This window comes from Neorhizobium vignae (assembly GCF_000732195.1).
In the GTDB taxonomy this organism is placed as follows: domain Bacteria; phylum Pseudomonadota; class Alphaproteobacteria; order Rhizobiales; family Rhizobiaceae; genus Neorhizobium; species Neorhizobium vignae.
The window spans coordinates 118498-143224 of sequence record NZ_JNNU01000013.1; the positions used below are offsets into that span (position 1 = coordinate 118498).

Here is a 24727-nt window from a genome sequence, read left to right on the forward strand (position 1 = left end):
ATGGCTTTCAACCTTCGCATCGGCGTCATCGGCATCGACCACGGACATATCTACGGGATGATCAACGGCATGCTGGATGCCGGCGTCACGCTCGTTGCATGGACAACCGGCGAGGAGACCCCGGAGACAGTCCGCAAGACGTTCCAGGAAACCTATCCGGATCTGCCCGCCCGCTCGATGCAGGCCATCCTCGACGACGAAAGCATTTCCCTTGTCCTTTTGTCCGGGATCAACAGCGAGCGCGCTGACGTCGCGGTGGCAGCGATGTCGCACGGCAAGGACGTTCTGGTCGACAAACCCGGCTGCACCAGCCTGGAACAGCTGGCAGACATCCAACGCACCGTCGGGGAGACCGGGCGACGTTGGGTCGTGTCCTTTTCGGAACGCGTCTCAGTCGAGAGCGCCACTCTGGCGGATCAGTTGATTACTGAGGGTCGGATCGGCAAGGTGGCTCAAACGGTTGGCCTTGGGCCGCATCGCCTGAATGCCCATCTCAGGCCGGATTGGTTTTGGGACCGGACCCGCTGCGGCGGGATTCTTGCCGACATCTGCGCCCACCAGTTCGACCAGTTCCTCCATTATACCGGATCGACCGAGGCCCGCATTGTTTCCGCCCATGTGACCAATGTCGCAAATCCGGATCGGCCTGCATTTCAAGATTTCGGCGAAGTGCTGCTGGAGGGCAATGGCGGGCGTGGTTACGCCCGCGTCGACTGGCTGACGCCGGACGGTCTTCCTGTCTGGGGCGACGGCAGGATGACCATTCTGGGGACGGAAGGTTATATCGAGCTGCGCAAATACATCGATATCGCCGGTCGCGACGGTCAGGACCACGTTTTTGTCGTCGATAAGTCGGGCGTGCAGCGTTTCGAGGCGAGAGGCTCCGGAAAGCCCTTCTTCGCCCGCCTGGTTGCCGATGTGGAAAGGCGCACCGAGACGGCCATGGCCCAGTCCCATGCGTTGCTTGCAACCCGGTTGGGACTGCAGGCGCAACTCATCGCCGAAGAGAAATTAGACCGATGACGAAACGCATCCGTGTCGCCGTGATCGGCGCGGGTATAGGCAAGGCGCATATCGCCGCTTATGCGCAACTGGCCGATCTTTTCGACGTCCGCTACGTCTGCGACCTCAACCTGGCTCGCGCCGAGGACGCGGCGCAGCAGGCTCCGGGCAGCCGGGTCGTTTCCGACATCAACGAGGTCTTCTCCGACCCCTCCGTGGATCTGGTCGACATCTGCCTGCCGCCGCAACTGCATGCGTCGATGACGCTTGCCGCACTGGAAGCAGGAAAGCATGTGGTCTGCGAAAAGCCCCTTGCCGGTTCAATAACCGAGGTGCGCCGCATCACTGAGCTTTCCGCACGAACGGGGCGGCAGGTCTTTCCCGTATTCCAGTATCGCTATGGCGCCGGCTATCGGGCAGCACATGAATTGAAGGTCCGGGGTCTCCTGGGCCGGCCTTACGTGGTGGCACTGGAAACACATTGGCAACGCGGATCCGATTATTACGCAGAGCGCTGGCGGGGCACGTGGAAAGGCGAGCTCGGCGGCGTGCTCGTCAGTCATGCATGTCATATCCACAATCTGGCGACTCATCTCGTGGGAGATGTCGTCAAGGTTGCTGCCTTCCTTGATACCCGCGTCAATCCGATCGAGACCGAAGATTGTGCCGTGCTTTCGATGCGCACTGCAACGGGGGCGCTGATCACGTCCTCAATCACCTTGGGTGCCGCCGGAAACAGTTCGCGGCTGAGGATGTGTTTCGAGCATGTCACCGTCACGTCGGGCACGGAACCCTATCAGATAGGGGCAGGACCGTGGAAGTTCGACGCCACCGACGCATCGCGGCAGCCCGAGATCGACGCGGCAACTCAAGATCTACCCGACGTCCGGCCACGATTTCCGGGACTATTCTCAGATGTCCATGCACGTCTTACCGGCGAACCTGACCTCTACCTGCCGTCGCTTCAGGAAAGCTATCACTCGATCGAGCTTGTTACGGCCATCTACGCATCGGCAAGGGAAGGCCGGATCGTACGCCTGCCGCTTTCCGCGGACCACCCCCTCGCCGCAGGCTGGCTGCCGGTCTGAACAGCGCAGACAATCGCAGAGCGCGAGGTTGCTCAGGCGGCCGTCGCCCGCTCAGCCACCGCGCGATGCACTGCCGTCTGGAGTTGTTCTTGAGTGAACGGTTTCGTCATCCGCGGAAGATCCGAAAGCTCTTGATCTTCGTGCAGCTCAACATATCCGGAGGCCAGGATCACCGGCAAGCCCGGATAGGAGGCGAGAATCCGGCGTGCCAGTTCCGCTCCGGTCATGCCCGGCATGGCGTGGTCCGTGATGACGAGGTCGAACTTCCGGTCAGAGCCGAGGATCTCGAGTGCGGCGGCGGCCGAGGATGCCTCCGTGGCGACATGGCCAAGATCCTCCAGCATTGCCGACGTTCCCATGCTGACGAGTGAATCGTCGTCGACCACCAGCACCGTCAGTGCATGCGGCACATCGGGAGCAGCGTCCTGCGATGTAGTCTCCGGTGACGCCGCCGCCACCGCAATATTTTCGGCGACCGGCAACCACAAGGACACCGTCGTTCCCTCTCCCTTCACGCTCGACAGGTCCAGGATGCCACCCGATTGAGCCGCCAGGCCGTGCACCATGGAAAGGCCCAGACCGGTCCCCTTTCCAAGCCCCTTCGTCGTAAAAAACGGCTCGGCCGCGCGGGCCACCGTCGCTTCGTCCATCCCCTCTCCGGTATCGGAAACCGAGATTCGCACGTATCGACCGGCGGCCAGGCGGCCGTGCCTCGATACATCTTTCTCCTCTGCGGTCACCATGATCGTTCCGCCCCCGATCATCGCGTCCCGCGCGTTCACGAACAGATTAAGGAGAGCAAGTTCGAGCTGATTGCTATCGACCAACAACTGCGGAAGTCGCGGCGGAATATCTTTTCCGATATCGACCCCAGGTCCCAGCGCCTTGCTCAGCAGGTCTTGAATGTTTTCGAAGAGTTCGGCGAAATCGACCGCATGCGGCTTCAGTTCCTGGCGGCGCGCGAATGCCAGCAGCCGTTGGGTCAAAGCCGCGCCGCGCTCGGCCGCCTGTATCGCATTGGCGATCAGCCGCTCGCTCTTCTCATCGATGGGAAGCCGCTTCTTCAGGAGGTTCAAGCTACCCAGTACCGCCATCAGCAGATTGTTGAAATCGTGGGCGACGCCGCCGGTCAGCTGGCCGATCGTGTCCAGCTTTTGCGCCTCGAACAATTGAGCAAGCGCCTCTTCGCGCTCCCGCGTCCTCTGGTCGATCCGTTCTTCGAGTTCCTCATTGAGCTGACGGAGCTGGTTCGAAGACGCTTCGAGCTCGGCAGTGCGTTCCCGAACCCTATCCTCGAGGTCGGCGTTCAATCGCTCAAGTTCCCTCGTCTTCCGGTACAGGTCCGCGAATACTCGTACCTTGGCCCGCAGAACCTCCGGAACGATGGGTACGGAGACATAATCGACGGCACCCGCCGCATAGCCCCGCAGCCGGTCCGGTTCGGCCATCATGACCGCCGACACAAAAATGATCGCGGTATGCTGGTATCGGGGGTGTTCCCTGATCATGCTGACGAGCTCGAAGCCATCCTGCTCCGGCATGCAGACATCCACGAGAATGACCGCGATATCGTTGCGCAGGAGATGCTCCAAGGCCTCTCTGCCCGACTGGGCCTTGATCAGATTCTCGCCAAGTTCCTGCAGCACGACTTCATAGCTGAGGAGCTTTGCTGGCTGATCATCCACGAGGAGGATATTGACGGGGTTCATGGCCATATCCCTAGCGATGCAACCACATGCGGAGGGCGGAAAGCAATTGCTCCGTATTGACCGGCTTTGCCAGATAATCCGACGCACCCGCCTCCAGACACTTTTCGCGGTCTCCCTTCATTGCCTTTGCGGTCAGCGCAAGGATGGGGAGGCGCCGGAACCTGGGGTCCGAGCGGATCACCTGCATCGTTTCGTAACCGTCCATTCCAGGCATCATGATGTCCATCAGAACGATCGCAACAGCCGGTTCCCTGTGAATGACGTCAATGGCTTCGCTGCCGGTCGTTGCTGTCAGAACCCTCATGCCGCGGCGCTCCAGAACGCTGCTGAGAGCAAAGATATTGCGGGCGTCGTCGTCCACCAGCAGAACGGTCTCCCCAATCAGATCCTCATCGGAACTGTGAAGTTCTTCAAGCATCGCTTGCTTGGCGGCCGGCATATCGGCAACGACCCGGTGGAGGAAAAGTGCAGTCTCATCGAGGAGACGCTCGGGGGACTCCACACCTTTCACGACGACGCTGCGCGCCATCGTATGGAGCTGTGCGTCCTCTTCCGGCGAAAGCTCGCGGCCTGTGAATACCACGACCGGAACCTCGGCAATGTCACTGTCGTCGCGGATCCTTTCGAGAACTTCGAAGCCCGACATGTCAGGCAGGGTAAGATCGAGAACGACGCAGTCGGCCGGATCCTGCTTAAGCGCGGCCAGCGCCTCGGCGCCCGAGCCTACACTTTCGATGTCGATGTCATCATGGCTGAGCAGAGCGGTCACGCTCAGCCGCTCCGCCTCACTGTCTTCAACGAGCAGAAGCCGCTTGCGACGGGGTTCGGCATAGTTCTTCAGCCGCAGGAATGCCTTTCCGAGGCTGTCGGTGGTTGTGGGCTTGCTCATGAAGGCGAAGGCGCCGCGTGTGAGGCCATGCTGGCGGTCCTCGTCAAGGCTGATGATCTGGACCGGAATATGCCGCGTCGCCGCGCTCTGCTTGAGCTGGCTCAGCACCGTCCAGCCGAGCATATCCGGCAGGAAGATGTCGAGGGATATCGCAGCGGGTTTGTATTCCTGCGCAAAATTCAACGCTTCGCTGCCACGCGCAGCCACGAGGACCTTGAACCCGCTGTCATGGGCGAGATCCACAAGCACGCGGGCGTAATGAGGATCGTCCTCGACGATCAACAGAACCGCATCCCCTGGCTTGATATCGCCGCGATCGTCTTCGACCTGTTCTATGGATTTGTCGGCGCGGCGCGCGGCGGCTGCCTCCGCAAGTTGCACGACATTGCTTTGCGCCGGCAGGGATCTCGACGCGGGGGAAGCGCCAACATATGTCAGCGGCAGGTAGAGTACGAACGTGCTGCCAACACCGGGGGCGCTGCGCAGCTGGATTTCGCCGCCCAGAAGATTCGCGAGCTCGCGGCTGATCGCTAGACCCAGGCCGGTGCCGCCGTATTTCCGGCTGGTCGAGGCGTCTGCCTGTTGGAACGCCTCGAATATGATGCGCTGCTTTTCCGGCGGTATGCCGATCCCCGTATCGGTGACCTCGAAGGCAATGACGGAGGGAGCATGTTTGAGAGAAGGATGATCCAGAGACCAGCCTTCCGTCACCGGAGCGACTTTCAGCGTGACGCCCCCTTGCGCGGTGAACTTGAAGGCGTTGGACAACAGGTTCTTGAGAATCTGCTGCAGCCGCTTGGAGTCGGTGATGATGCTTCTCGGCACATCTTCGCCGATCTCGACCATGTAGCTGAGATCGCGGTTTTCCGCCTCATGCCGGAACGGCCTCGACATCATCTCCAGCAGGTTTGTGATGAATATCTCCTCGGCATCGACCGAAACGGTCCCCGACTCGATTTTGGAGAGGTCGAGAATATCACTGATCAGGTTGAGGAGATCGGTGCCAGCCCCATGGATCGTCTTTGCAAACTCCACCTGCTTGCCGGAAAGGTTGCCGTCGGGGTTTTCTCCCAGCTGCTGGCCGAGGATAAGGATCGAGTTGAGCGGCGTGCGCAGTTCGTGCGACATGTTGGCGAGGAACTCTGACTTGTATTTCGATGTGAGCGCAAGCTCGGTCGCCTTTTCCTCCAGCGCGCGACGGGCCTGCTCGATTTCCTGGTTCTTCGCCTCGACCTCGACGTTTCGTTCTTCGAGCTGCTGCGCCTTTTGCTCAAGCTGCTCGTTGGTCTGCTGCAACTCCCTCTGCTGCGTCTGAAGCTCGGTCGCAAGCTGTTGGGATTGTTTGAGCAGGCCTTCCGTCTGCATCGTCGCCTCGATCGAGTTGAGCACGATGCCGATCGAAGTCGTCAGCTGGTCGAGGAAAGAAAGCTGCAGCTCGGTGAATTCGCCGGCCGAAGCAAGCTCGATCACCGCCTTGACCTGCCCTTCGAAGTGAACCGGCAGAACGATCGCGCTCTTGGGAAGGGTCGAGAAAACCCCCGAGCTGATGGGAACGACATTGTCGGGAAGGTTGGTAACCAGAATGCGACGGGCATCGATAGCGCATTGCCCCACCAGGCCCTGACCGAATTCCAGCCGCCGCGGATGTGCCGCACCGACCCCGTCCGCATAACTGGACAGCAGAGACAGGGTTGGCTGGCGATCCTCCGCGTCCACCTGATAGATCACGCCTTGATGTGCCCCGACGAGAGGCGCCAGTTCCGAAAGCAGCATTTTCCCGACCAGCGTCAGGTCGCGCTGCCCCTGGAGCATGTTGGTGAATCTCGCCAGGTTCGTCTTCAGCCAGTCCTGCTCGGTATTCTGCTCCGTCGTCAGGCGCAGGTTGCCGATCATCGTATTGATGTTGTCCTTGAGCTCGGCAACTTCACCGCGCGCTTCCACCTGGATCGACCGCGTCAAGTCGCCCTTGGTTACGGCGGTTGCGACCTCGGCGATAGCACGGACCTGGGTGGTCAGGTTGGCCGCGAGCAGATTGACGTTACCGGTCAGGTCTTTCCATGTACCGGCGGTGCCCGGCACGTTCGCCTGACCGCCGAGGCGGCCTTCGACGCCAACCTCGCGAGCCACCGTGGTGACCTGGTCGGCGAAGGTCGCGAGCGTATTGGTCATGTTGTTGATGGTTTCGGCAAGCGCCGCGACCTCACCCTTGGATGCGACGGTGAGGTTCTGCTTGAGATCGCCGTTGGCGACGGCGGTCACCACCTTGACGATGCCGCGCACCTGTTCAGTCAGGTTGGCGGCCATGACGTTGACCGTGTCGGTCAAGTCTTTCCACGTCCCTGCCACGCCGGGCACCTGCGCCTGCCCACCGAGCTTGCCCTCGGTGCCGACTTCGCGCGCCACGCGCGTCACTTCGCCCGCAAAGGCATTGAGCTGATCCACCATCGTGTTGATCGTGTTCTTCAGTTCCAGGATTTCGCCCTTCACATCCACAGTGATCTTGCGCGACAGATCGCCTCGGGCGACGGCTGTCGTCACTTCGGCAATATTGCGGACCTGCGTGGTGAGATTGGCGGCAAGCAGGTTGACGTTGTCGGTCAGGTCTTTCCAGGTGCCGGCGACTCCCGGCACGACCGCCTGGCCGCCAAGACGGCCATCGGTGCCGACCTCACGTGCCACGCGCGTCACTTCGCCCGCAAACGATCGAAGCTGATCGACCATGGTGTTGAGGGTGTCTTTCAGCAACAGGATTTCACCACGAACATCGACGGTGATCTTGCGCGACAAGTCGCCATTGGCAATCGCGGTGGCGACCTCGGCGATATTGCGGACCTGTGCCGTCAGGTTGCCGGCCATCGAGTTGACGCTGTCAGTCAGGTCCTTCCAGGTGCCGGCGACGCCTGACACCTGCGCCTGGCCGCCGAGCTTGCCTTCGGTACCGACCTCGCGTGCGACACGTGTCACTTCACCGGCAAAAGCGTTCAGCTGATCCACCATCGTGTTGATGGTGTTCTTCAGTTCCAGGATTTCGCCCTTCACGTCGACGGTGATCTTGCGCGACAGATCTCCTCGGGCAACCGCAGTCGTCACTTCCGCGATGTTTCGCACCTGGCCGGTAAGGTTGGAGGCCATCGAGTTGACGTTCTCGGTCAAATCCTTCCAGGTACCGGCAACGCCCGGCACCTGAGCCTGGCCGCCCAGCTTGCCTTCGGTGCCCACTTCACGCGCCACACGCGTCACCTCCGAAGCGAACCGGTTGAGCTGGTCCACCATCGTGTTGAGGGTTTCCTTGAGCTGAAGGATTTCCCCCTTCACGTCGACGGTGATCTTGCGCGAGAGGTCGCCGTTGGCGATCGCCGTCGAGACCTCGGCGATATTGCGGACCTGGGCCGTCAGGTTGCCGGCCATCGAGTTCACCGAATCCGTCAGATCCTTCCACGTGCCGGCAACACCCAGAACGTTCGCCTGGCCCCCGAGCCGCCCTTCAGTCCCAACCTCTCGGGCGACACGCGTCACCTCCCCGGCAAAGCCGTTGAGCTGATCCACCATCGTGTTGATGGTCTCCTTCAGCTCCAGAATTTCACCGGACACCGTCACGGTGATCTTCTTCGACAGGTCGCCCTGGGCGACGGCGGTCGCAACCTCGGCGATGTTTCGCACCTGACCAGTCAGGTTGGAGGCCATCGAGTTGACCGAGTCTGTCAGGTCCTTCCAGGTTCCCGCGACGCCGCGCACGTTGGCCTGACCGCCAAGCCGGCCTTCTGTCCCCACTTCGCGCGCGACACGCGTCACTTCGGATGCAAATGCGTTGAGCTGGTCGACCATGGTGTTGATGGTCTCCTTCAGCTCCAGAATTTCACCCTTCACGTCGACGGTGATCTTCTTCGACAAGTCGCCATTGGCGATTGCCGTGGAGACTTCGGCGATGTTGCGCACCTGTGCCGTCAAGTTCCCGGCCATGGAGTTGACGTTCTCCGTCAGGTCCTTCCAGGTTCCGGCGACGCCGCGAACGTTTGCCTGCCCGCCGAGCCGACCCTCCGTCCCCACTTCGCGGGCGACGCGGGTCACTTCCGAGGCGAAGGCATTCAGCTGATCGACCATCGTGTTGATGGTTTCCTTCAGCTCAAGGATTTCGCCGGAAACCGTGACAGTGATCTTCTTCGACAAGTCGCCGTTGGCGATTGCCGTCGACACTTCGGCGATGTTTCGCACCTGCGCCGTAAGATTGGACGCCATGGAATTGACGTTGTCGGTGAGGTCCTTCCAGGTTCCGGCGACGCCCGGCACCTGGGCCTGGCCGCCGAGACGGCCTTCGGTGCCGACTTCGCGGGCGACGCGCGTCACCTCGCCGGCAAAGCCGTTGAGCTGGTCGACCATCGTGTTGATGGTTTCCTTCAGCTCAAGGATTTCGCCGGAGACGTCGACAGTGATCTTGCGTGAAAGGTCGCCGCGGGCGACGGCGGTGGTGACCTGCGCGATGTTTCGCACCTGCGCCGTCAGGTTGCCGCACATCGCGTTGACCGAGTCGGTCAAATCCTTCCACGTGCCCGCAACGCCCGGCACGAGCGCCTGGCCACCCAGCTTTCCTTCCGTACCGACCTCCCGGGCAACGCGCGTCACTTCCGACGCGAAGGAGCGGAGCTGATCGACCATGGTGTTGATGGCTTCCTTCAGCTGCAGGATTTCGCCGCGCACATCGACGGTGATCTTTTTGGAAAGATCACCATTGGCGACTGCAATCGTGACGTCTGCAATATTGCGAACCTGAGCGGTCAGGTTCGAAGCCATCGAATTGACGCTCTCGGTGAGGTCTTTCCAAACGCCGGTGACTTCCGGAACCTGAGCCTGGCCACCCAGCTTGCCATCGGTACCGACCTCGCGGGCCACTCGCGTCACTTCGGATGTGAAGACGCTTAGCTGCTTGATCATCGTGTTGACGATCTCGGCCGAACGCAGGAATTCCCCTTTCAAGGGTCGCCCATCGACGTCAAGCGGAACCGTTTGCAGGAGGTCGCCCTTGGCGACGGCCGTGATCGTCCGGGTAACGGCGGTCGTCGGCCACAGCAGATCGTCGATCAGGGTATTGATCGACCCTTCCATATCCGCCCAGGCTCCGTCAGAGAGTCCAAATCTGACGCGCGTGCTGGTGCGCCCATCCCGCCCGACCACCTGGCCGACATTTTCGAGCTGCGCCGCCATTTTCTGGTTGGCCGCGATGATATCGTTCAATGTATCTGCAATTTTTCCTGTGACGCCGGTCATGTCGGACCGCATCCGGACCGAAAAGTCTCCCCGTCTCATCGCCAGGAGAGCTTCAAGCAGGGCGCGGGCGTCTTCGTCCGCCATCACCGCCACATCGACCTCCGAAAGGTCATCCGAATCTACGCCACTGCGCTGAACGTCATTGCCCTGTCTAGCCACAGAACCCCCCTGCCCTAAAATCCAGATGAATCTAGTGCGCGATTTTAAAAAGACTACAGGCTGGGCTTACCAAGCCTCCTGCGTCATTTGGAGCGCGGGACAGGGCCGATCCGCTTTCAAATTGGCATATCCAACCGACCCGATCGCGACAGACGAGGAATAGAAGATTTGTCAAATATGTTAGTTAGCTTATTGACAATATGAGCAAATTTCGCTCAAAAAGATAACAACAGATTATGTGGTCCATTATGCTGGTTATTCTTGCTGACGACCTGACTGGCGCGCTTGATTGCGCGGCGCCGTTTGCCGGCAGGGGTTTGCATACTGAAATCGCGTTAAGCGTCGAGGCTATCGGATCAGCCTTGCAACTGAGACCCGCGGTTCTTTCAATTAACCTCGGAACTCGGGAAGTCGAGGCGGAGGCTGCGCGGCAGGCAACTGCTGCGGCCCTGTCGTCTCTTCCATCGGGCATCGTTCTGTTCAAGAAGGTCGATTCCCGCCTCAAGGGCAATATCGCCGCAGAGCTCGACGCCATGCCTTTTCACCTGGCGCTCGTCGCACCTGCGATACCTGATTTCGGACGAAACGTCCGAAGGGGACATGTCGAAGGTTTCGGCCTGGACAAGCCGCTGAATGTCGCCGACGCGCTTGGCGTTCATGCCGAACGCGCCATCATTCCCGATACGCTTTCACAGGAAGACATGTCCGCGGCCCTGACAATCGGCCATGAGGCCGGGGCCGATCTTCTTGTCGGCGCCAGGGGTCTAGCCGAGGCGCTGGCCTGTCACATGACAGACCGTCCGGTCGCCGAGCCAGCCCTTCCTGAACCCGGCCCCGCCCTTTTTGTCATCGGCTCCAGAGATCCGATCACGCTGGCGCAAGTCGAGGAACTGCGGCAGGCGGTCGTGCCTGACTATATTGCCGCGCCGAACGGGCGCCCGGAGAAGATCGCACCGCCCCAGCATTCCGTGACGCTGGTTCAGGCCACGCCGGATGGCAAGGACGATCCGCCGCTTCTGGTATCGGACCGGCTGGCGGCGAGCATCGTCCCGGACATGACGGCGCCGGTCGCCACCCTGCTTCTTTCGGGCGGCGCGACTGCCGAGGCTGTCTTGAAGGCAATGAATGTCTCAAGGTTCCGGCTTCTCGGCGAATGTCTGCCGGGCCTTGGCTTGGCTTATATCGAAGGCCAATGCATCATCGCCAAATCCGGCGGATTCGGCACGCCGGGCACATTGTGCCAGATAGCAAGAATAGCCATGGGCGAGAAGGGTTGAACGATGGGGCTTGAGAGCGGTACTGCCCGCAAGGGCCTTCCCGATATCGTCTTTGAACGGATGTTGCGCGCGATCAAGTCGGGGGCATACAGGCCGGACGAACGGTTGCCGACCGAACATGAGCTGGCCAACGAATTCGAAGTGTCGCGGCCGATCGTCCGGGAAGCGCTGAGACGGTTGCGCGAGCAGGGACTGATCTATTCGAGGCGCGGCGCCGGCAGCTTCGTGCGTGCGCTCGGCCTACGTGAGCCGCTCGGATTCGGCCAGCTGGAAAACGTCGCCGATCTCCTCAACTGTTATGAGTTCCGCATGACGCTTGAACCTGCTGCTGCTGCTGCAGCGGCAGGGCGTCACGACAAGGAAAGCCTGGCGGCGATAAAGCGGGCCCTGGAATTGCTGCGCGATGCAACGAACCGCCAGGCCCATCGCGAGGACGCCGACTATCAGTTCCATCTGGCTATCGCGCGAGCAGCTCAGAACAGCTACTTCTCGACGGCGATGGAAGCCCTGAAAGATCACATCGCCGTGGGCATGAAATTCCACGGAGCCTCCGTGAAAAGAGAGGCAACCGGGCTGGCGAAAGTGTTCGGCGAGCATGAGGCGATTGCCGATGCGATCACGCGCGGAGACCAGGAAGCGGCGCGGCAATTGATGCTGGACCACTTGAAAGGTTCACGCGAACGACTTTTTCAGTCGTCGCACCGGTGAAACCGATAGATGTCATCCGGCAACCCATGGCCGGATGATCGTCGCTTCAAAATGCCGCCTCGTAGATACCCAGCACATCGCGGACGCTCATTTCGGCCGGGTTGTTGTCCATCAGCCGACGGATCGCATGCGCCTCCGAAGCGTAGAGGGAAAGCTCCTCCTGCCTGGCGCCGTGAGCGGCCAGCGACATCTGGATGCCAAGCGCTCCGCAGAAGTCGCATGCTGACGATCGCAATTCGTCCGAGGAGAGATTGTCCCCGAGACCGAGCGCTGCAGCCACTTCCGCAGTCTTCGCGGCAACGACCGACTGGTTGAAAGCCAGTACATGCGGGAAAACGATGGCATTCGCCAGGCCGTGCGGCAGGTTGAGCCGCGTCCCCAGCGGATAGGCGATCGCGTGGCCGGCCGCGGTATTGACCGGGCCGAGGCAAATGCCCCCGTAATAGGAAGCGAGCATCAGCCCTTCGCGGGCCTCCGTATCCTGCCCGTCCTTCACCGCCCGAGCCAGATATCGGCCGACCAGCCCAAAACCCATGCGAGCAAAACCGTCGATCATCGGATGGGCACGGCGGTTGGTAAAGGCTTCGACGCAATGCGCCATGGCATCGACACCCGTCGCGGCGGTCACGGCCGGAGGCACCGAATAGGTCAGTTCGGGATCAAGCACGGCGAAATCGGCGATCATGTGCGAACTCTCCACGGCGATCTTGGTCCGCTTGACCGGATCGGTGATGAGCGAACGGATGCCGGCCTCCGAGCCGGTGCCCGCGGTGGTCGCGACCTGGGCAAGCCGCGTGCGTCGACCGGCGACGCGATTGGGACCGGCAACGTCGTCGAGGGTCTGCTCGGAATCCCACAGCACCGCGACGAGCTTGGCAACGTCCAATACGGATCCACCGCCGAGGCCGACGATCAGTTGCGGACGAGCCTTGCGGGCAGCCGCCAGTGCAGCATCCAGGGTCGAGGTATCCGGCTCGCCCGGAATGGCGTCGAATACCGAAAACCGGCCAGGTAACTGCAGACGGTCGGCGAAGCCTGCCGTGATCGGCGTGGCAATCACCAGGGTCGAGTCGACGTCGCCAGCCCAGACGCCAACCTGGCTGATCGTTCCTGCACCGACGGCGAGGCGCAGGGGCTGGTGGAGTGTGATGGGTGCAATGGCCATGACGCTTTCCTTATCGGACCCCCGCCACGAGCTTGCGCGCGTAGGCGATGGCAGAATTCATGTTGCCGTGATTGGCAATCCCCTTGCCGGCGATATCGAACGCGGTGCCGTGGTCGACGGAGGTGCGGTCGATCGGCAGATCGACAGAAACGTTGACGGCCGTATCGAAGGCGACGAGCTTGATCGGGATATGACCCTGATCGTGATACTGCGCGACGACCAGGTCGAAGGCGCCCGAATAGGCCCGGTGGAAAACCGTATCGGCGGAAATCGGACCATGAACCTCGATGCCTTCGGCGCGGGCGGCCGCCACGGCCGGCGCGATCTGATCGTCGTCCTCCGTGCCGAAGAGACCGTTTTCGCCGCAATGGGGATTGATGCCGGCAACCGCAATGCGCGGACGTTCATAACCGATGCGCTTCAGATGCGCGTCACCGGCGCGGATCGTCGCCAGAACCCGTTCCGTCGTAGCGCGCCGGATAGCTTCCTGCAGGGAGACGTGCGTGGAGACATGGATCACCTTCAGGCGATCGGACGCCAGCAGCATGTATGCCGCTGCCGAACCGGTCAGGCTGCGCAACATGCCCGTGTGGCCATCGTAGTGATGACCTGCAAGGTTGAGCGCTTCCTTGTTGATCGGCGCCGTGACGATGCAGCCGATCGAGCCGGCCTCGGCATCACGTACGGCGCGCTCGATGAAGCGGAACGCCGCATCGCCGGCGAGCGCCGACAACTGCCCCCAGGGCAGAGGCGCTCCCTCCACCGGAAGGTCGACGACGTAGGGCGCGAGATCGAGCGTGACTCCGACCGCATCGCGGGCCGCCTCCAGCGTCGCAAGATTGCCGTAGACCCGCGTTGCGGAGCGATCGGCGTCCGACATCTCGGCCAGGGCCTTGACTGTTATCTCCGGACCGACGCCACAGGGGTCACCCATGGTGATACCAATGATATTGCTCATCAAATTCTCCCGTCAGTCGCGTCTGCCCAGCCCGAAGCCAGGCTCACGTATTTGATTGCCCGCCTATGATAGGTATAGGCGATGTGCAATGTCCCGTCCGGCGCTTCCAGTAGCCACGGATAGGACATTTCCTTGTTCCGGCCATCGGTGGAATCGTTGGACAGGCAGGTGCCCGGCCCGTCTTCGATCAGGATACGGACTGGGAAGCCTAGACCACCATCATTCGAAATGCAGACACAGACCGGCGCCCGGGGCACGCCCCAGACGGGCACGCATCCACCTGTGGGATCCGCATCCGGCCTTTCGTCGCTCTCGCCGAGCTCGTCGTAAAGCGAAGCACGGCGATCGTTCGACTGAGCCGCGTTTACCGGGTTGCAGATCATCGCAAGCCGACCGTCCTTCAACCGAATAACCGCAATCGAAGAATTGTTGTTCGGCACATCCGTTGCCTCGGGCACCGACCAGGATCGGCCGCCGTCGTCGCTTTCGCTCCGGTAGACGAAATCCGCCTGCCTTCGGCGGAAAAATGCCGCGTGACCGCCTGCCGGCAAGGCAACGGGACTCATGTGGACGCAGCCGGTCGATTGCGGCAATTCTTCGAGGCGCCAGGTTTTCCCGGCATCTGTCGAAATCCCGATAGCCGCCGTGTCATGGCTTCCATTCCATTTCTGGCCCGGCCGCTGAACGCAGCGGAAGATCGGCAAAAGCCATGCGCCATCACCCCGCACCGACAACGGAGCCCGGATAAAACATCCTTTCGGCAGTCCGAGATAGGTGCCCGCCTCCGCTGTCAGCCTTGTCGGGTCGCCTTGATCGCGCCGGATCTCGGCCATCCGGATACGGCATTCGTCCTGATTACCGGAAGGCTGCGACGTGTGGAAAAGCCAGAGCCGGCCATCGGGCGCGGCAAACAGAACCGGATTCTGCTCCGAATGTGCGTCATCGAAACTCAGCCTCTGCGGCGGGCCCCAAAGATCCGAGCCGGGCAGGAGGACGGACGCGAAAATGGATATGTCGGACTTGCCCTCCAGCGAGCCGCCGAACCAGGCGCAGATCAACGCGCCGTCGGCGAGGAGATGCAGGAAGCTTGCATGGTTCTGGACCATAGGGGAAGGCAGCAAGGCTTCGCGCCTGCCGGCGGCCACCATCCGTACCGTGCCGGTCATTGCTGCCGCTATTTCATCAGGGCTCATAAAGCTCTCCTCTCGGCGCTGAGAATTGCCAGAAACACAAAGTTGTCAAGTTTTATAATATGCGCAAGCCGCAGGTTTCGAGTGCTGCTGTCACCATAACAATCTGGAATATAACAATATTTTCACGGATTAATTTTTCTCGAAAAATTACATCACAAAACAATTTGACAAAGTGTTTGGGACGGAACATGGTTTGGAGGAGAATAGCACAGGAGGAATAGGCGATCGCGGTGCAGCGAAATATGTGGCCCTGCCGTCAGGAGAAATTTTCGGTCCAGGCTCCGGACACTCCACGATAGAGCCTCTAAATCGCCATCGGTCTTCCTTCACGGGTCGGCTCGCCAATCACCAAATCAGCCGTTCATCCACCGGGCCACGGCAGGTCGATCGGGACGGTGTCTGATCAATATATATTCACTTGGGAGGTGAACTACATGAAGAAGATGCTGATGACCGCGCTGATCCTGGGATCTGCGCTTGCGCCGGCTTACGCAGGGTCCGGTCCCATCAAGATCGTGCTGCCAGAGGAAGCCGATCTGCTGGAGCCTTGCATGGCTACCCGCTCCAATATCGGCCGTATCATCATGGAGAATGTCAGCGAAACGCTGACCGAGCTCGATGTTCGCGGCAAGAAGGGTGTCATGCCGCGCCTTGCCGAGAAATGGGAGCAGACCCAGGACGGCAGCTGGCGGTTCCATCTCCGACAGGGCGTTAAGTTCTCCAACGGAACGACGTTCGACGCCAAGGATGTGAAGCATAGCTTCGACCGCGTGATGAGCGACAAGAACGCCTGCGAATCCCGCCGCTATTTCGGCGGCATGAAGATCAGTGCCAATGTCGTCGATCCCTACACGATCGATTTCAAGGCCGACCCGGCCCAGCCGATCCTGCCCTTGCTGATGTCGCTGGTGACGATCGTTCCGGAAGAAACCCCGCTGGCATTCATTCGCGAGCCGATCGGAACCGGCCCCTATGCGCTGAAAAACTGGACGCCGGGTCAGCAGATCGTACTGGCCGCCCGCAGCGACTACTGGGGCGCCAAGCCGCAGGTAACCGAGGCGACCTATCTCTTCCGCTCCGATCCGTCCGTGCGTGCGGCGATGGTGAAGGCCGGCGAAGCGGATCTTTCTCCGTCGATCTCGCAGCTGGATGCGACCGATCCGAAGACCGACTTCTCCTATCTCGACAGCGAGACGGTCTATCTGCGTCTCGACCACAACATTCAGCCGCTGAATGACGTGCGGGTTCGCAAGGCGCTCAATCTGGCCATCGATCGTCAGGCATTCATCGGCACACTGGTGCCGGACGGTGCCGTTCTGGCGACGGCGCTGGTTCCGCCGACCACGCAGGGCTGGAACCCGGACGTCAAGGTGTTCCCCTATGATCCGGCAGGTGCCAAGAAGCTTCTCGCGGAGGCCAAGGCCGCCGGCGTGAAGGTCGATACGCCGATCACGCTGATCGCCCGCACGGCAAACTTCCCGAATGTTACCGAAATCATGGAAGCGGTTCAGTCGCAGCTCCAGGAAGTCGGCTTCAAGGTCGATCTGAAGTTTGTCGAAGTGGCCGAGCACGAGAGCTACTATTCCAAGCCCTTCAAGGAAGGTCGTGGCCCGATCATCGTCGCCGCCATGCACGACAACTCCAAGGGCGATCCGTCCTTCACCATGTTCTTCAAATATGCCTCTCAGGGTACGCAATCGGGCTTTACCGACCCCAAGGTCGACGACCTGATCAAGCGCGCCTCGGCGGCGGTCGGCGACGAACGTGCGAAGCTTTGGTCGCAGCTGATCGCCTACCTGCATGACGACGTGGTTGCAGACGCCCTTCTCTTCCACATGGTCGGCTTCTCGCGAGTTTCGCCGCGTATCGAATTCAAACCGACGATCGCGACAAATTCGATGCTGCAATTGTCCGAGATCGGCATCAAATAGTCAGCGGAAACCGGCTGCCGGATTTCCAATCACGACCCAAAGGCGGCGGGTATCTATCCGCCGCCATAATAGTCGAGGGCGACATGCTCAGTTTCATTCGTAAGCGCTCCGTGGCGAGCTTGATTTCACTGGTTGGGCTGCTTGTCCTGGTGTTCTTCCTGTCCCGCCTGACGGGCGATCCGGCCGCGCTCTTCCTGCCCGTCGAGGCTTCGGCCGAAATGAAGCAGCAGTTCCGCGAGCTTCACGGGTTGAACGACCCACTCATGGTCCAGTTCGGACGTTATGTCGGCGACGTGGTAACCGGGAATCTCGGAGAATCGCTGCGCAAGGCACGGCCGGCGCTGGGTGTGGTGACGGAGGCCTTCGTGTGGACGCTTTGGCTTGCCGTGATCACCATGTCGCTCGTCACGGCCGCCGCCATCGTTGTCGGCTCGCTCGCCGCTTTTCGTTCCGGTGGTTTCTTCGACCGGCTCTCCTCGATCATTTCACTCGTTGGCGCATCGGTCCCGGATTTCTGGCTGGCCATCGTCGCGATCGTCGTCTTCTCCGTTAACCTCGCATGGCTGCCGACCTCCGGCACGGGGTCGATCCTGCACTGGATCCTGCCGATCGCCGTGCTGTTCGTCCGTCCCTTCGGCATCATCGTGCAGGTGGTGCGCGGCTCGATGATCGGCGCGCTCTCCTCCGCCTATGTGAAGACGGCCCGCGCAAAAGGCGTCAAGGCCGGCCCGATCATCTTCATCCACGCCCTGCGCAACGCCATGCTGCCGGTCATCACCGTCATCGGGGATCAGGCCGCGAGCCTCCTGAACGGCGCCGTGGTCATCGAGACCATCTTCGGTTTCCCGGGGGTCGGCAAGCTGATGATCGACTCGATCCTGCAGCGGGATTTCAACGTCGTCCTTGCCGCGATCCTGGTGACCGCGCTGGCGATCTTCCTCATGAACCTGCTGATCGACCTTGCCTATGCGCTTCTCGATCCGCGCATCCGTCATTGAGGAGCGCAAGGATGACTGTTTCCACCCCCGACACGACGATCACCCACGAGCCTCCCTTCCCGGTCCGCATGGCGCGAATGCTCTGGGCCGATAAGTTCGCCTTATGCGCGGTCATCTTCCTGCTCGTGATCATCGTGCTTGCCCTGGTCGGGCCATCCTGGCTTGGGGAGCTCGCCACCAAGCAGAATCTGCGCGGCCGCAACCTCGCGCCGTTCGACTGGAGCCGTGAATGGGTGTGGTGGATGGGGGCAGATGCTCTCGGCCGGCCGCTGCTCGCCCGCATCATCGTCGCGACGCAGAATACGATCATGGTCGCCGCCGGCGCGGTCATCCTGTCGTCGATCACCGGCACGCTGCTCGGACTCGTCGCCGGCTTTTCATCACCTCGCATCGGGCAGGTGATCATGCGCCTGGCAGACGTGATCATGTCCTTCCCCTCGCTGTTGATCGCGGTGATCGTCCTCTATCTCCTGGGTTCCTCGATCCTGAACCTGGTCGCTGTCCTGTCGATCACCCGCATCCCCGTTTACCTCCGCACCACCCGCGCCGAAGTGCTGGAGATCCGCGAGCGGATGTTCGTGCAGGCAGCGCGGGTGATGGGCGCTTCGCAGAACCGCATTCTGTTCCGTCACATCCTGCCGGTCGTTTTCCCGACGCTTACCACGCTGGCGACGCTGGACTTTGCCTATGTCATGCTTGCCGAAAGCGCGTTGTCCTTCCTCGGCATCGGCATCCAGCCTCCCGCGATCACCTGGGGGCTGATGATTTCCCAGGGGCGCCAGTATCTTACCAATGCCTGGTGGCTGTCATTCTGGCCCGGCCTGGCAATCATCATGACCACCTTGTCGCTCAACCTTTTGTCGAACTGGCTGCGCATCGCGCTCGACCCCGTTCAGCGCTGGCGCCTGGAAATGAAAGGCCGAAAGAATGGCTGAGCACCTGCTGGAAGTCCGCAACCTTTCGGTCGAATTCCACACGGCCGCCGGCGTCGTGCATGCCGTGCGAAACATCTCCTATCATCTCGACCGCGGCGAGACGCTGGCGATCCTCGGCGAAAGCGGCTCGGGCAAGTCGGTTTCGTCGGCGGCGATCATGAACCTCATCGACATGCCGCCCGGGCGGATCAGTGCCGGGCAGATCCTGCTTGACGGCAAGGACCTGCTGACCATGCCGCCCCAGGCGCGCCGCGAGGCAAACGGGCGGCGGATCGCCATGATCTTTCAGGACCCGCTCAGCCACCTGAACCCGGTCTATACCGTCGGATGGCAGATCCGCGAAGCGATGACGACCCACGGCATGCCGGCCGAACAGGCCAGGAGCGAAGCTTTGCGTCTGTTGACGCGGGTCGGCATTCCCGATCCGAAAGGCGCCATGGGCAAATATCCGCACGAATTTTCCGGCGGCCAGCGTCAGCGGGTGATGATTGCCATGGCGCTTGCGCTGCGGCCCGATCTGCTGATCGCCGACGAGCCGACCACAGCGCTCGATGTGACGGTCCAGGCCGAGGTGCTGGCGCTGTTGAAGGAGCTGCAGCGGGAAACCGGCATGGGCGTGCTGATCATCACCCATGATCTCGGTGTGGTGGCCGACATCGCCGATCGCGTGGTCGTCATGGAAAAAGGCGAACTGGTCGAGACCGGCACGGTCCGCGACGTCTACAAGAACCCGACGCATCCCTATACCAAAAAGCTGATCGGCGCCGCCCCCGGAAAAGGCGAGATGCACATCGCGCAGATTTCGGGCGAACCGCTGCTCAGTGTCCGGGACATACGCAAACGCTACGGCTCTTTCGATGCGCTGAAGGGCGTCTCGTTCGATCTCAGGGCCGGCGAAACCATGGCAATCGTCGGCGAAAGCGGCTCGGGCAAATCGACGCTCGCCCGCGTTCTTCTGAGGCTGGACGAGCCGGATGCCGGCACCGCGCATTGGAAGGGACGCGATCTCTTCACGCTCTCGCCATCGGAACTCTACAAGCTCCGACGCGATCTTCAGATGGTCTTCCAGGATCCCACCCAGTCGCTCAATCCGCGCATGACGGTATTCCAGCTCGTCTCCGAAGCATGGGCCATTCATCCCGATATCCTGCCGAAACGCCAGTGGCGGGAACGGGTCGCGGAGCTGCTGGCGCAGGTCGGCCTCTCAGTCGAACACATGAGCCGTTATCCGCACCAGTTCTCGGGCGGACAGCGGCAGAGGATTGCAATCGCCCGGGCGCTGGCGCTCGAACCGCAGCTGATCGTCTGCGACGAGGCGGTGTCGGCGCTCGACGTGTCGGTGCAGGCTCAGGTCATCGCGCTTCTCGACAAGCTGCGCCGGGACATGGGCATCTCCTTCATCTTCATCGCCCACGATCTGCCTGTGGTCCGCGACTTCGCGGATTACGTCATGGTGATGCAGAAGGGTGAAGTGGTGGAATTGGGCACCGTTCGGGAGATCTTCGAGGCGCCCCGTGAAGCCTATACAAAAGCGCTCCTGGCGGCGAGCCTCGATCCGGACCCGGATGTTCAGGCCGAACACCGGGCAGCCCGTCTCAAACGTGCCTGATATAACGCCGATCGGCGGATAAGCGGAGTTGATTGAATGACCAGAAATGCCTTTGTCGCACTCGTGACCTGCTTCAACGAAGACGAGACGATCAACTTTGAGGCGACCCGCGCGCAGGTGCGCCGGCAGGTGGCGGCGGGCAACAACATCATGTGCGCCGGCACTAACGGCGATTTCACGGCTCTCACCCATGAAGAAAAGATCCGCCTGACCGAACACGTGGTCGACGAGGTTGCGGGTCGCGCCAAAGTCATCGTCAATGCCGGGATGCCGGCTACATTCGAGACAGTGCAACTGGCCAAAGAGTTCGATCGGATCGGCGTCGACGGCATCGCCGTCATCACCCCCTTCTTCATCGCCTGCACCCAGGACGGGCTGGTCCGCCATTTCTCGACGGTCGCGGATACGGTCAAGACGCCGGTCTATCTCTATGACATCCCGGCCCGGACCCAGAACCATATCGAGCCGGCGACGGCCGCAAAGCTTGCCGGGCACGGCAATATCGCCGGCATCAAGGATTCTGGCGGCGCTCAGGAAACTCTGGCAGCCTACCTTCAGGTCTCGAAAGAAAACCCGGGCTTCGAGGTCTACTCCGGTCCCGACCACCTCGTCCTGTGGTCGCTGCAGAACGGTGCGGCTGGCTGCATATCAGGCCTCGGAAACGCCCTGCCGCACGTGCTCGCCGGCATCCTTGCAGCCTTCAACTCCGGCGACATTGCGGAAGCGGAACGTCAGCAGGCGATCTATACCGCCTTCCGCACCGACCTTTATGCACTGGGCTTTGCGCCCGCCATGGTCAAGCGTTCGCTTTACCTGCAGGACAAATCAGTCGGCGCGAGCAGGCAGCCTGCCCTGCTTCCAGACGAGGCTCAGGACGAGGAAATAAGAGAGATCCTGAAGAAGTACGAGCTGCTGTAGGGTTTCGACTTCGAGGCGCAACATGTGCTTTGAATGGAGGAGCGGAATAGCGTTTGCTGACGTGAGGCCTCGCCAGTTTACGAGATCCTTCGAGTGCACCCTATTTGGTGATGACGAAGACCGCGTCCGGCGCCCAGCTGATCCAGCATTCCTCGCCTTCCTTGATGATCACCACATCGGCACCGAGCACTCTGACGCGCATGGGGATATCCCCTGCCCGTCCGATCACGAGTGCGTTGTCGCCGTAGTTGACGATCGTCTCGACGATCATGCGGACGTTCTTGCGGCCCTCGATCGGGCTGCGCGACAGCTTGATATGCTCCGGGCGGATCAGAAGCGTCACCTTTTGACCGTCGGCAAGAGCATCTTCGCCAGCGTATTGGAAGGCTCCAAGCGTCGGGTTCTCGGCCGTTTTGCCGGCCCCGCTGGTGATGATTGCCGGGATCAGGTTGCTCTCGCCGATGAAGGCGGCGACGAAGGAGGTCTGCGGGCGATGGTAGATATCGAGCGGCGGCGCGACCTGCTCGATACGTCCCTTCTCGAACACCACGATGCGATCGGACATCGACATGGCTTCCGACTGGTCGTGGGTCACGAAGATGGTCGTCACGCCGAGGCTGCGCTGGATGCGCTTGATCTCGATCTGCATCTGCTCACGCAGGTTCTTGTCGAGCGCGCCGAGCGGCTCGTCGAGCAGAAGCAGCGAAGGCTCGAAAACGAGGGCGCGGGCGAGCGCAACCCGCTGCTGCTGGCCGCCGGACAGTTCCTTCGGATGACGATGACCAAAACCCTTGAGGCCGACGAGAAACAGCATGTCCTCCGCCTGCCTCAAGCCCTGCGAGCGGCTGACGCCACGCATCTGCAGGGGGAAATAGACATTCTCCACCGCCGTCTTGTGCGGAAACAAGGCGTAGTTCTGGAACACGATCCCGATATTGCGCTCATGCGGCGCAAGCCCTGAGATCGACCGACCGCCGATCTCCACCTTGCCGCCGCTCGCCTTTTCGAAACCGGCGATGATCATCAGGGTCGTCGTTTTGCCGGAGCCGCTCGGTCCGAGGAAGGTCACGAACTCCCCCTTGTCGACCGACAGGCTCACGTCGTCGAGCGCCGTGAAATGCCCGTAGGTCTTGGTGATGTTGGAGAGTTGCAGGTAGTTCGTCATGGGAGAAGTCCTTGCGAGGATCAATGCGCGCCGGCCGGTCGGCTCGGCTTGGGAGCGCGACTGCGCAGCGCGCTGGCGAAATAGGGAGCCGCGATGCCGATCAGCACGACGAAGAACAGCAGCGTCGAGATGACGGCGATCACCGGATCGGCCTCCTGGCGGATGCTGTCGAACATCTTGCGCGGCAGGGTCTCTGCGTCGCGGCCCGAGATGAAGATCGCGACCACAGTCTCGTCGAAGGACTGGATGAAGGCGAAAAGAGAGCTGATGACCAGCCCCGGCCGTAGAATTGGCAATGTCACGTGCAGGAAGGTCTTCGCGGGACTGGCGCCGAGGCTTAGCGCGGCGCGTTCAAGATTTCGGTCGAAGCCTTTGAGATTGGCCGAAAGGACGAGGAAGGCGATCGGCACCGACAGGCAGGTATGCGCCAGGATGACGCCGAGATGGCTGTGCACCAGCCCGAGATCGCCGAAGTAGGAATAGTAGCCGACCGCCATGACGATATGCGGCACCGCCATCGGCATCAGCATCATCAGGTCGGCAAAACCCTTGCCGCGAAACTTGTGGCGCACCAGGGCGAAGGTTGCCGGCACGACCAGGGCCATGGTGAGAATGGTCGTCGCGGTCGCGATCAGGATGCTGTTCCAGGTGGGTATCAGCCAGTCCGTGTTGGTGAAATAAGCGCGATAATAACCGAACCAATAGCCCGGCGGCGGGAACTGCAGCGAACTCGCATTCGAAAACGACATCGGCACGACGATGACGAGCGGGGCTGCAATGAAGAGCACGACGACGAAGCCGGCCCAGCGCATGAACGTATTCATGTTCGGTCACCCCCAGAGTTTGTCGAGGCCGAAGCGGCGATGATAGATAGTGAGGATGATGAGCGTCACGACGAGCAGGATCATCGCCATGGCGGAGCCCAGACCGAAGGCCAGGAATTCCTCGATCTGGTGGCCGATCAGGCCGGCGACCATCTGCTCGCGCGGGCTGCCGAGCAGAACCGGCGTCACATAGAACCCGAGGCAGATGACGAAGACGAGAACCGAACCATTGGCGATGCCGGGCGCCGTCAGCGGCAGGTAGACATGCCGGAACAGCGACCAGCCCCTGGCGCCGAGGCTTTCCGCCGAGCGGATCAGCGCCGGATCGATCTTCTTCATGACCGTGTAGATGTTCATGATCATGTAGGGGGCCAGGATATGCACCATGGCGAGCGTCGAGGAGAACCGCGTGAAGAGAAGCTGCGGTGGTCTATCGACACCTACCATCTGCAGGAAGGCGATCAGCGGGCCATTGTTGCCGAGCAGAACCATCCATGAATAGGTGCGGACGAGGAAACTCGTCCAGAAGCTCATGGTGACGAGCAGCAGGATCAGCATTGCCGTGCGCGGTTTCGAATGCGCCATCAGATAGGCCAGCGGATAACCGACCAGAAGGCAGCAGAGCGTCACGAAGGCCGCAGTCACGAAGGTGTTCAGGAAGACGCGCTGGTAAAGCGCGCCGGTGAGGACCTTCTGGTAGTTGGCAAGCGAGACCTTCGGTTCGGTGAAGCTCATGATCGCCACGTCGGCGAGCGGCACGGCGAAGAAGATGAGCATGTAGAGGCCGAGGGGCGCGAGCAGCAGCCAGGGCCAGATGTTGGTCTTTTCCGTCAGTTTTGAAAGGCTGATGCCCATTGCCGTTCCCTTTTTATGGCAGGCAGGGTCGTTGCGGCATCGCGCGGTCGTTCCGCGCGATGCCGGCTAGCAGGTCAAATTG

General features: G+C 61.2%; 17 protein-coding genes. 9 read left to right on the top strand and 8 right to left on the bottom strand.

Annotated features, from left to right (window positions below):
* Positions 1-1023: a Gfo/Idh/MocA family protein gene (locus GQ59_RS21875; protein WP_037084995.1), complete on the top strand. Its 1023-nt coding sequence runs from the start codon at positions 1-3 to the stop codon at positions 1021-1023.
* On the top strand, positions 1020-2090 hold the full coding sequence (locus GQ59_RS21880) for a Gfo/Idh/MocA family protein (protein ID WP_037084996.1): 1071 nt from the start codon (positions 1020-1022) through the stop codon (positions 2088-2090). Before GQ59_RS21875 ends, GQ59_RS21880 begins: the two co-directional genes overlap by 4 nt.
* A 32-nt stretch (positions 2091-2122) precedes the next feature.
* Here the strand turns inward: GQ59_RS21880 and GQ59_RS21885 are convergent, their stop codons facing one another.
* Positions 2123-3799, bottom strand: a complete 1677-nt coding sequence (locus tag GQ59_RS21885; protein ID WP_037084998.1) for a response regulator — start codon at positions 3797-3799, stop codon at positions 2123-2125.
* A 10-nt stretch (positions 3800-3809) separates the two neighbouring features.
* Positions 3810-10034 (bottom strand): HAMP domain-containing protein, encoded by a 6225-nt coding sequence (locus GQ59_RS21890; protein WP_152564422.1) that lies wholly within the window; start codon positions 10032-10034, stop codon positions 3810-3812.
* Between the two features lie 323 nt (positions 10035-10357).
* Between GQ59_RS21890 and GQ59_RS21895 the strand changes: the two genes are divergently transcribed.
* Entirely contained in the window at positions 10358-11386 is a 1029-nt protein-coding gene (locus GQ59_RS21895; protein ID WP_037085147.1) for a four-carbon acid sugar kinase family protein, read from the top strand.
* 3 nt (positions 11387-11389) lie between these two features.
* Positions 11390-12094, top strand: coding sequence for a FadR/GntR family transcriptional regulator (locus GQ59_RS21900; RefSeq protein ID WP_037085000.1), 705 nt, complete (start codon positions 11390-11392; stop codon positions 12092-12094).
* Positions 12095-12140: 46 nt separating this feature from the next.
* On the opposite strand, the gene GQ59_RS21905 is transcribed toward GQ59_RS21900, so the two are convergent.
* Genes GQ59_RS21905 through GQ59_RS21915 form a run of 3 tightly spaced genes read right to left on the bottom strand, consistent with a single transcriptional unit; the run spans position 12141 to position 15410 of the window.
* Positions 12141-13259 (bottom strand): iron-containing alcohol dehydrogenase, encoded by a 1119-nt coding sequence (locus GQ59_RS21905; protein ID WP_037085001.1) that lies wholly within the window; start codon positions 13257-13259, stop codon positions 12141-12143.
* A 10-nt stretch (positions 13260-13269) separates the two neighbouring features.
* Positions 13270-14217, bottom strand: coding sequence for a 4-hydroxythreonine-4-phosphate dehydrogenase PdxA (gene pdxA, locus GQ59_RS21910; RefSeq protein ID WP_037085002.1), 948 nt, complete (start codon positions 14215-14217; stop codon positions 13270-13272).
* Positions 14217-15410 (bottom strand): sialidase family protein, encoded by a 1194-nt coding sequence (locus tag GQ59_RS21915; RefSeq protein ID WP_037085004.1) that lies wholly within the window; start codon positions 15408-15410, stop codon positions 14217-14219. The genes pdxA and GQ59_RS21915 overlap by 1 nt, the downstream gene beginning before the upstream one ends.
* 434 nt (positions 15411-15844) lie before the next feature.
* On the opposite strand from GQ59_RS21915, the gene GQ59_RS21920 reads away from it, so the two are divergent.
* The 5 genes from GQ59_RS21920 (at position 15845) to GQ59_RS21940 (ending at position 21801) form a co-directional block, all read left to right on the top strand.
* Positions 15845-17341 carry an ABC transporter substrate-binding protein gene (locus GQ59_RS21920; protein ID WP_037085006.1) on the top strand — a complete coding sequence of 499 codons (1497 nt, stop codon included), beginning with the start codon at positions 15845-15847 and terminating at the stop codon, positions 17339-17341.
* Positions 17342-17424: 83 nt separating this feature from the next.
* On the top strand, positions 17425-18339 hold the full coding sequence (locus GQ59_RS21925; RefSeq protein WP_037085008.1) for an ABC transporter permease: 915 nt from the start codon (positions 17425-17427) through the stop codon (positions 18337-18339).
* An 11-nt stretch (positions 18340-18350) separates the two neighbouring features.
* Positions 18351-19274, top strand: a complete 924-nt coding sequence (locus GQ59_RS21930; RefSeq protein ID WP_037085009.1) for an ABC transporter permease — start codon at positions 18351-18353, stop codon at positions 19272-19274.
* A complete protein-coding gene (locus GQ59_RS21935) occupies positions 19267-20883 on the top strand; it encodes an ABC transporter ATP-binding protein (RefSeq protein WP_037085010.1) in 1617 nt (538 codons plus the stop codon). Before GQ59_RS21930 ends, GQ59_RS21935 begins: the two co-directional genes overlap by 8 nt.
* 36 nt (positions 20884-20919) lie before the next feature.
* A complete protein-coding gene (locus tag GQ59_RS21940) occupies positions 20920-21801 on the top strand; it encodes a dihydrodipicolinate synthase family protein (protein ID WP_037085012.1) in 882 nt (293 codons plus the stop codon).
* A gap of 100 nt (positions 21802-21901) precedes the next feature.
* Here the strand turns inward: GQ59_RS21940 and GQ59_RS21945 are convergent, their stop codons facing one another.
* Genes GQ59_RS21945 through GQ59_RS21955 form a run of 3 tightly spaced genes read right to left on the bottom strand, consistent with a single transcriptional unit; the run spans position 21902 to position 24645 of the window.
* The gene (locus tag GQ59_RS21945) at positions 21902-22966 is read right to left on the bottom strand and encodes an ABC transporter ATP-binding protein (RefSeq protein ID WP_037085014.1); all 1065 of its coding nucleotides are present in this window, start codon (positions 22964-22966) and stop codon (positions 21902-21904) included.
* Positions 22967-22986: 20 nt separating this feature from the next.
* Positions 22987-23790, bottom strand: a complete 804-nt coding sequence (locus tag GQ59_RS21950) for an ABC transporter permease (protein ID WP_037085015.1) — start codon at positions 23788-23790, stop codon at positions 22987-22989.
* 6 nt (positions 23791-23796) lie between these two features.
* On the bottom strand, positions 23797-24645 hold the full coding sequence (locus tag GQ59_RS21955) for an ABC transporter permease (protein WP_051904124.1): 849 nt from the start codon (positions 24643-24645) through the stop codon (positions 23797-23799).
* Between the last annotated feature and the right edge of the window lie 82 nt (positions 24646-24727).

What these genes read in the sequence shown, in the direction of transcription:
- GQ59_RS21875 (WP_037084995.1), top strand. Translation starts at nt 1, where the DNA reads ATGGCTTTCAACCTTCGCATCGGCGTCATCGGCATCGACCACGGACAT.
- GQ59_RS21880 (WP_037084996.1), top strand. Translation starts at nt 1,020, where the DNA reads ATGACGAAACGCATCCGTGTCGCCGTGATCGGCGCGGGTATAGGCAAG.
- GQ59_RS21885 (WP_037084998.1), bottom strand. Translation starts at nt 3,799, where the DNA reads ATGAACCCCGTCAATATCCTCCTCGTGGATGATCAGCCAGCAAAGCTC.
- GQ59_RS21890 (WP_152564422.1), bottom strand. Translation starts at nt 10,034, where the DNA reads ATGGCGGACGAAGACGCCCGCGCCCTGCTTGAAGCTCTCCTGGCGATG.
- GQ59_RS21895 (WP_037085147.1), top strand. Translation starts at nt 10,358, where the DNA reads ATGCTGGTTATTCTTGCTGACGACCTGACTGGCGCGCTTGATTGCGCG.
- GQ59_RS21900 (WP_037085000.1), top strand. Translation starts at nt 11,390, where the DNA reads ATGGGGCTTGAGAGCGGTACTGCCCGCAAGGGCCTTCCCGATATCGTC.
- GQ59_RS21905 (WP_037085001.1), bottom strand. Translation starts at nt 13,259, where the DNA reads ATGGCCATTGCACCCATCACACTCCACCAGCCCCTGCGCCTCGCCGTC.
- pdxA (WP_037085002.1), bottom strand. Translation starts at nt 14,217, where the DNA reads ATGAGCAATATCATTGGTATCACCATGGGTGACCCCTGTGGCGTCGGT.
- GQ59_RS21915 (WP_037085004.1), bottom strand. Translation starts at nt 15,410, where the DNA reads ATGAGCCCTGATGAAATAGCGGCAGCAATGACCGGCACGGTACGGATG.
- GQ59_RS21920 (WP_037085006.1), top strand. Translation starts at nt 15,845, where the DNA reads ATGAAGAAGATGCTGATGACCGCGCTGATCCTGGGATCTGCGCTTGCG.
- GQ59_RS21925 (WP_037085008.1), top strand. Translation starts at nt 17,425, where the DNA reads ATGCTCAGTTTCATTCGTAAGCGCTCCGTGGCGAGCTTGATTTCACTG.
- GQ59_RS21930 (WP_037085009.1), top strand. Translation starts at nt 18,351, where the DNA reads ATGACTGTTTCCACCCCCGACACGACGATCACCCACGAGCCTCCCTTC.
- GQ59_RS21935 (WP_037085010.1), top strand. Translation starts at nt 19,267, where the DNA reads ATGGCTGAGCACCTGCTGGAAGTCCGCAACCTTTCGGTCGAATTCCAC.
- GQ59_RS21940 (WP_037085012.1), top strand. Translation starts at nt 20,920, where the DNA reads ATGACCAGAAATGCCTTTGTCGCACTCGTGACCTGCTTCAACGAAGAC.
- GQ59_RS21945 (WP_037085014.1), bottom strand. Translation starts at nt 22,966, where the DNA reads ATGACGAACTACCTGCAACTCTCCAACATCACCAAGACCTACGGGCAT.
- GQ59_RS21950 (WP_037085015.1), bottom strand. Translation starts at nt 23,790, where the DNA reads ATGAATACGTTCATGCGCTGGGCCGGCTTCGTCGTCGTGCTCTTCATT.
- GQ59_RS21955 (WP_051904124.1), bottom strand. Translation starts at nt 24,645, where the DNA reads ATGGGCATCAGCCTTTCAAAACTGACGGAAAAGACCAACATCTGGCCC.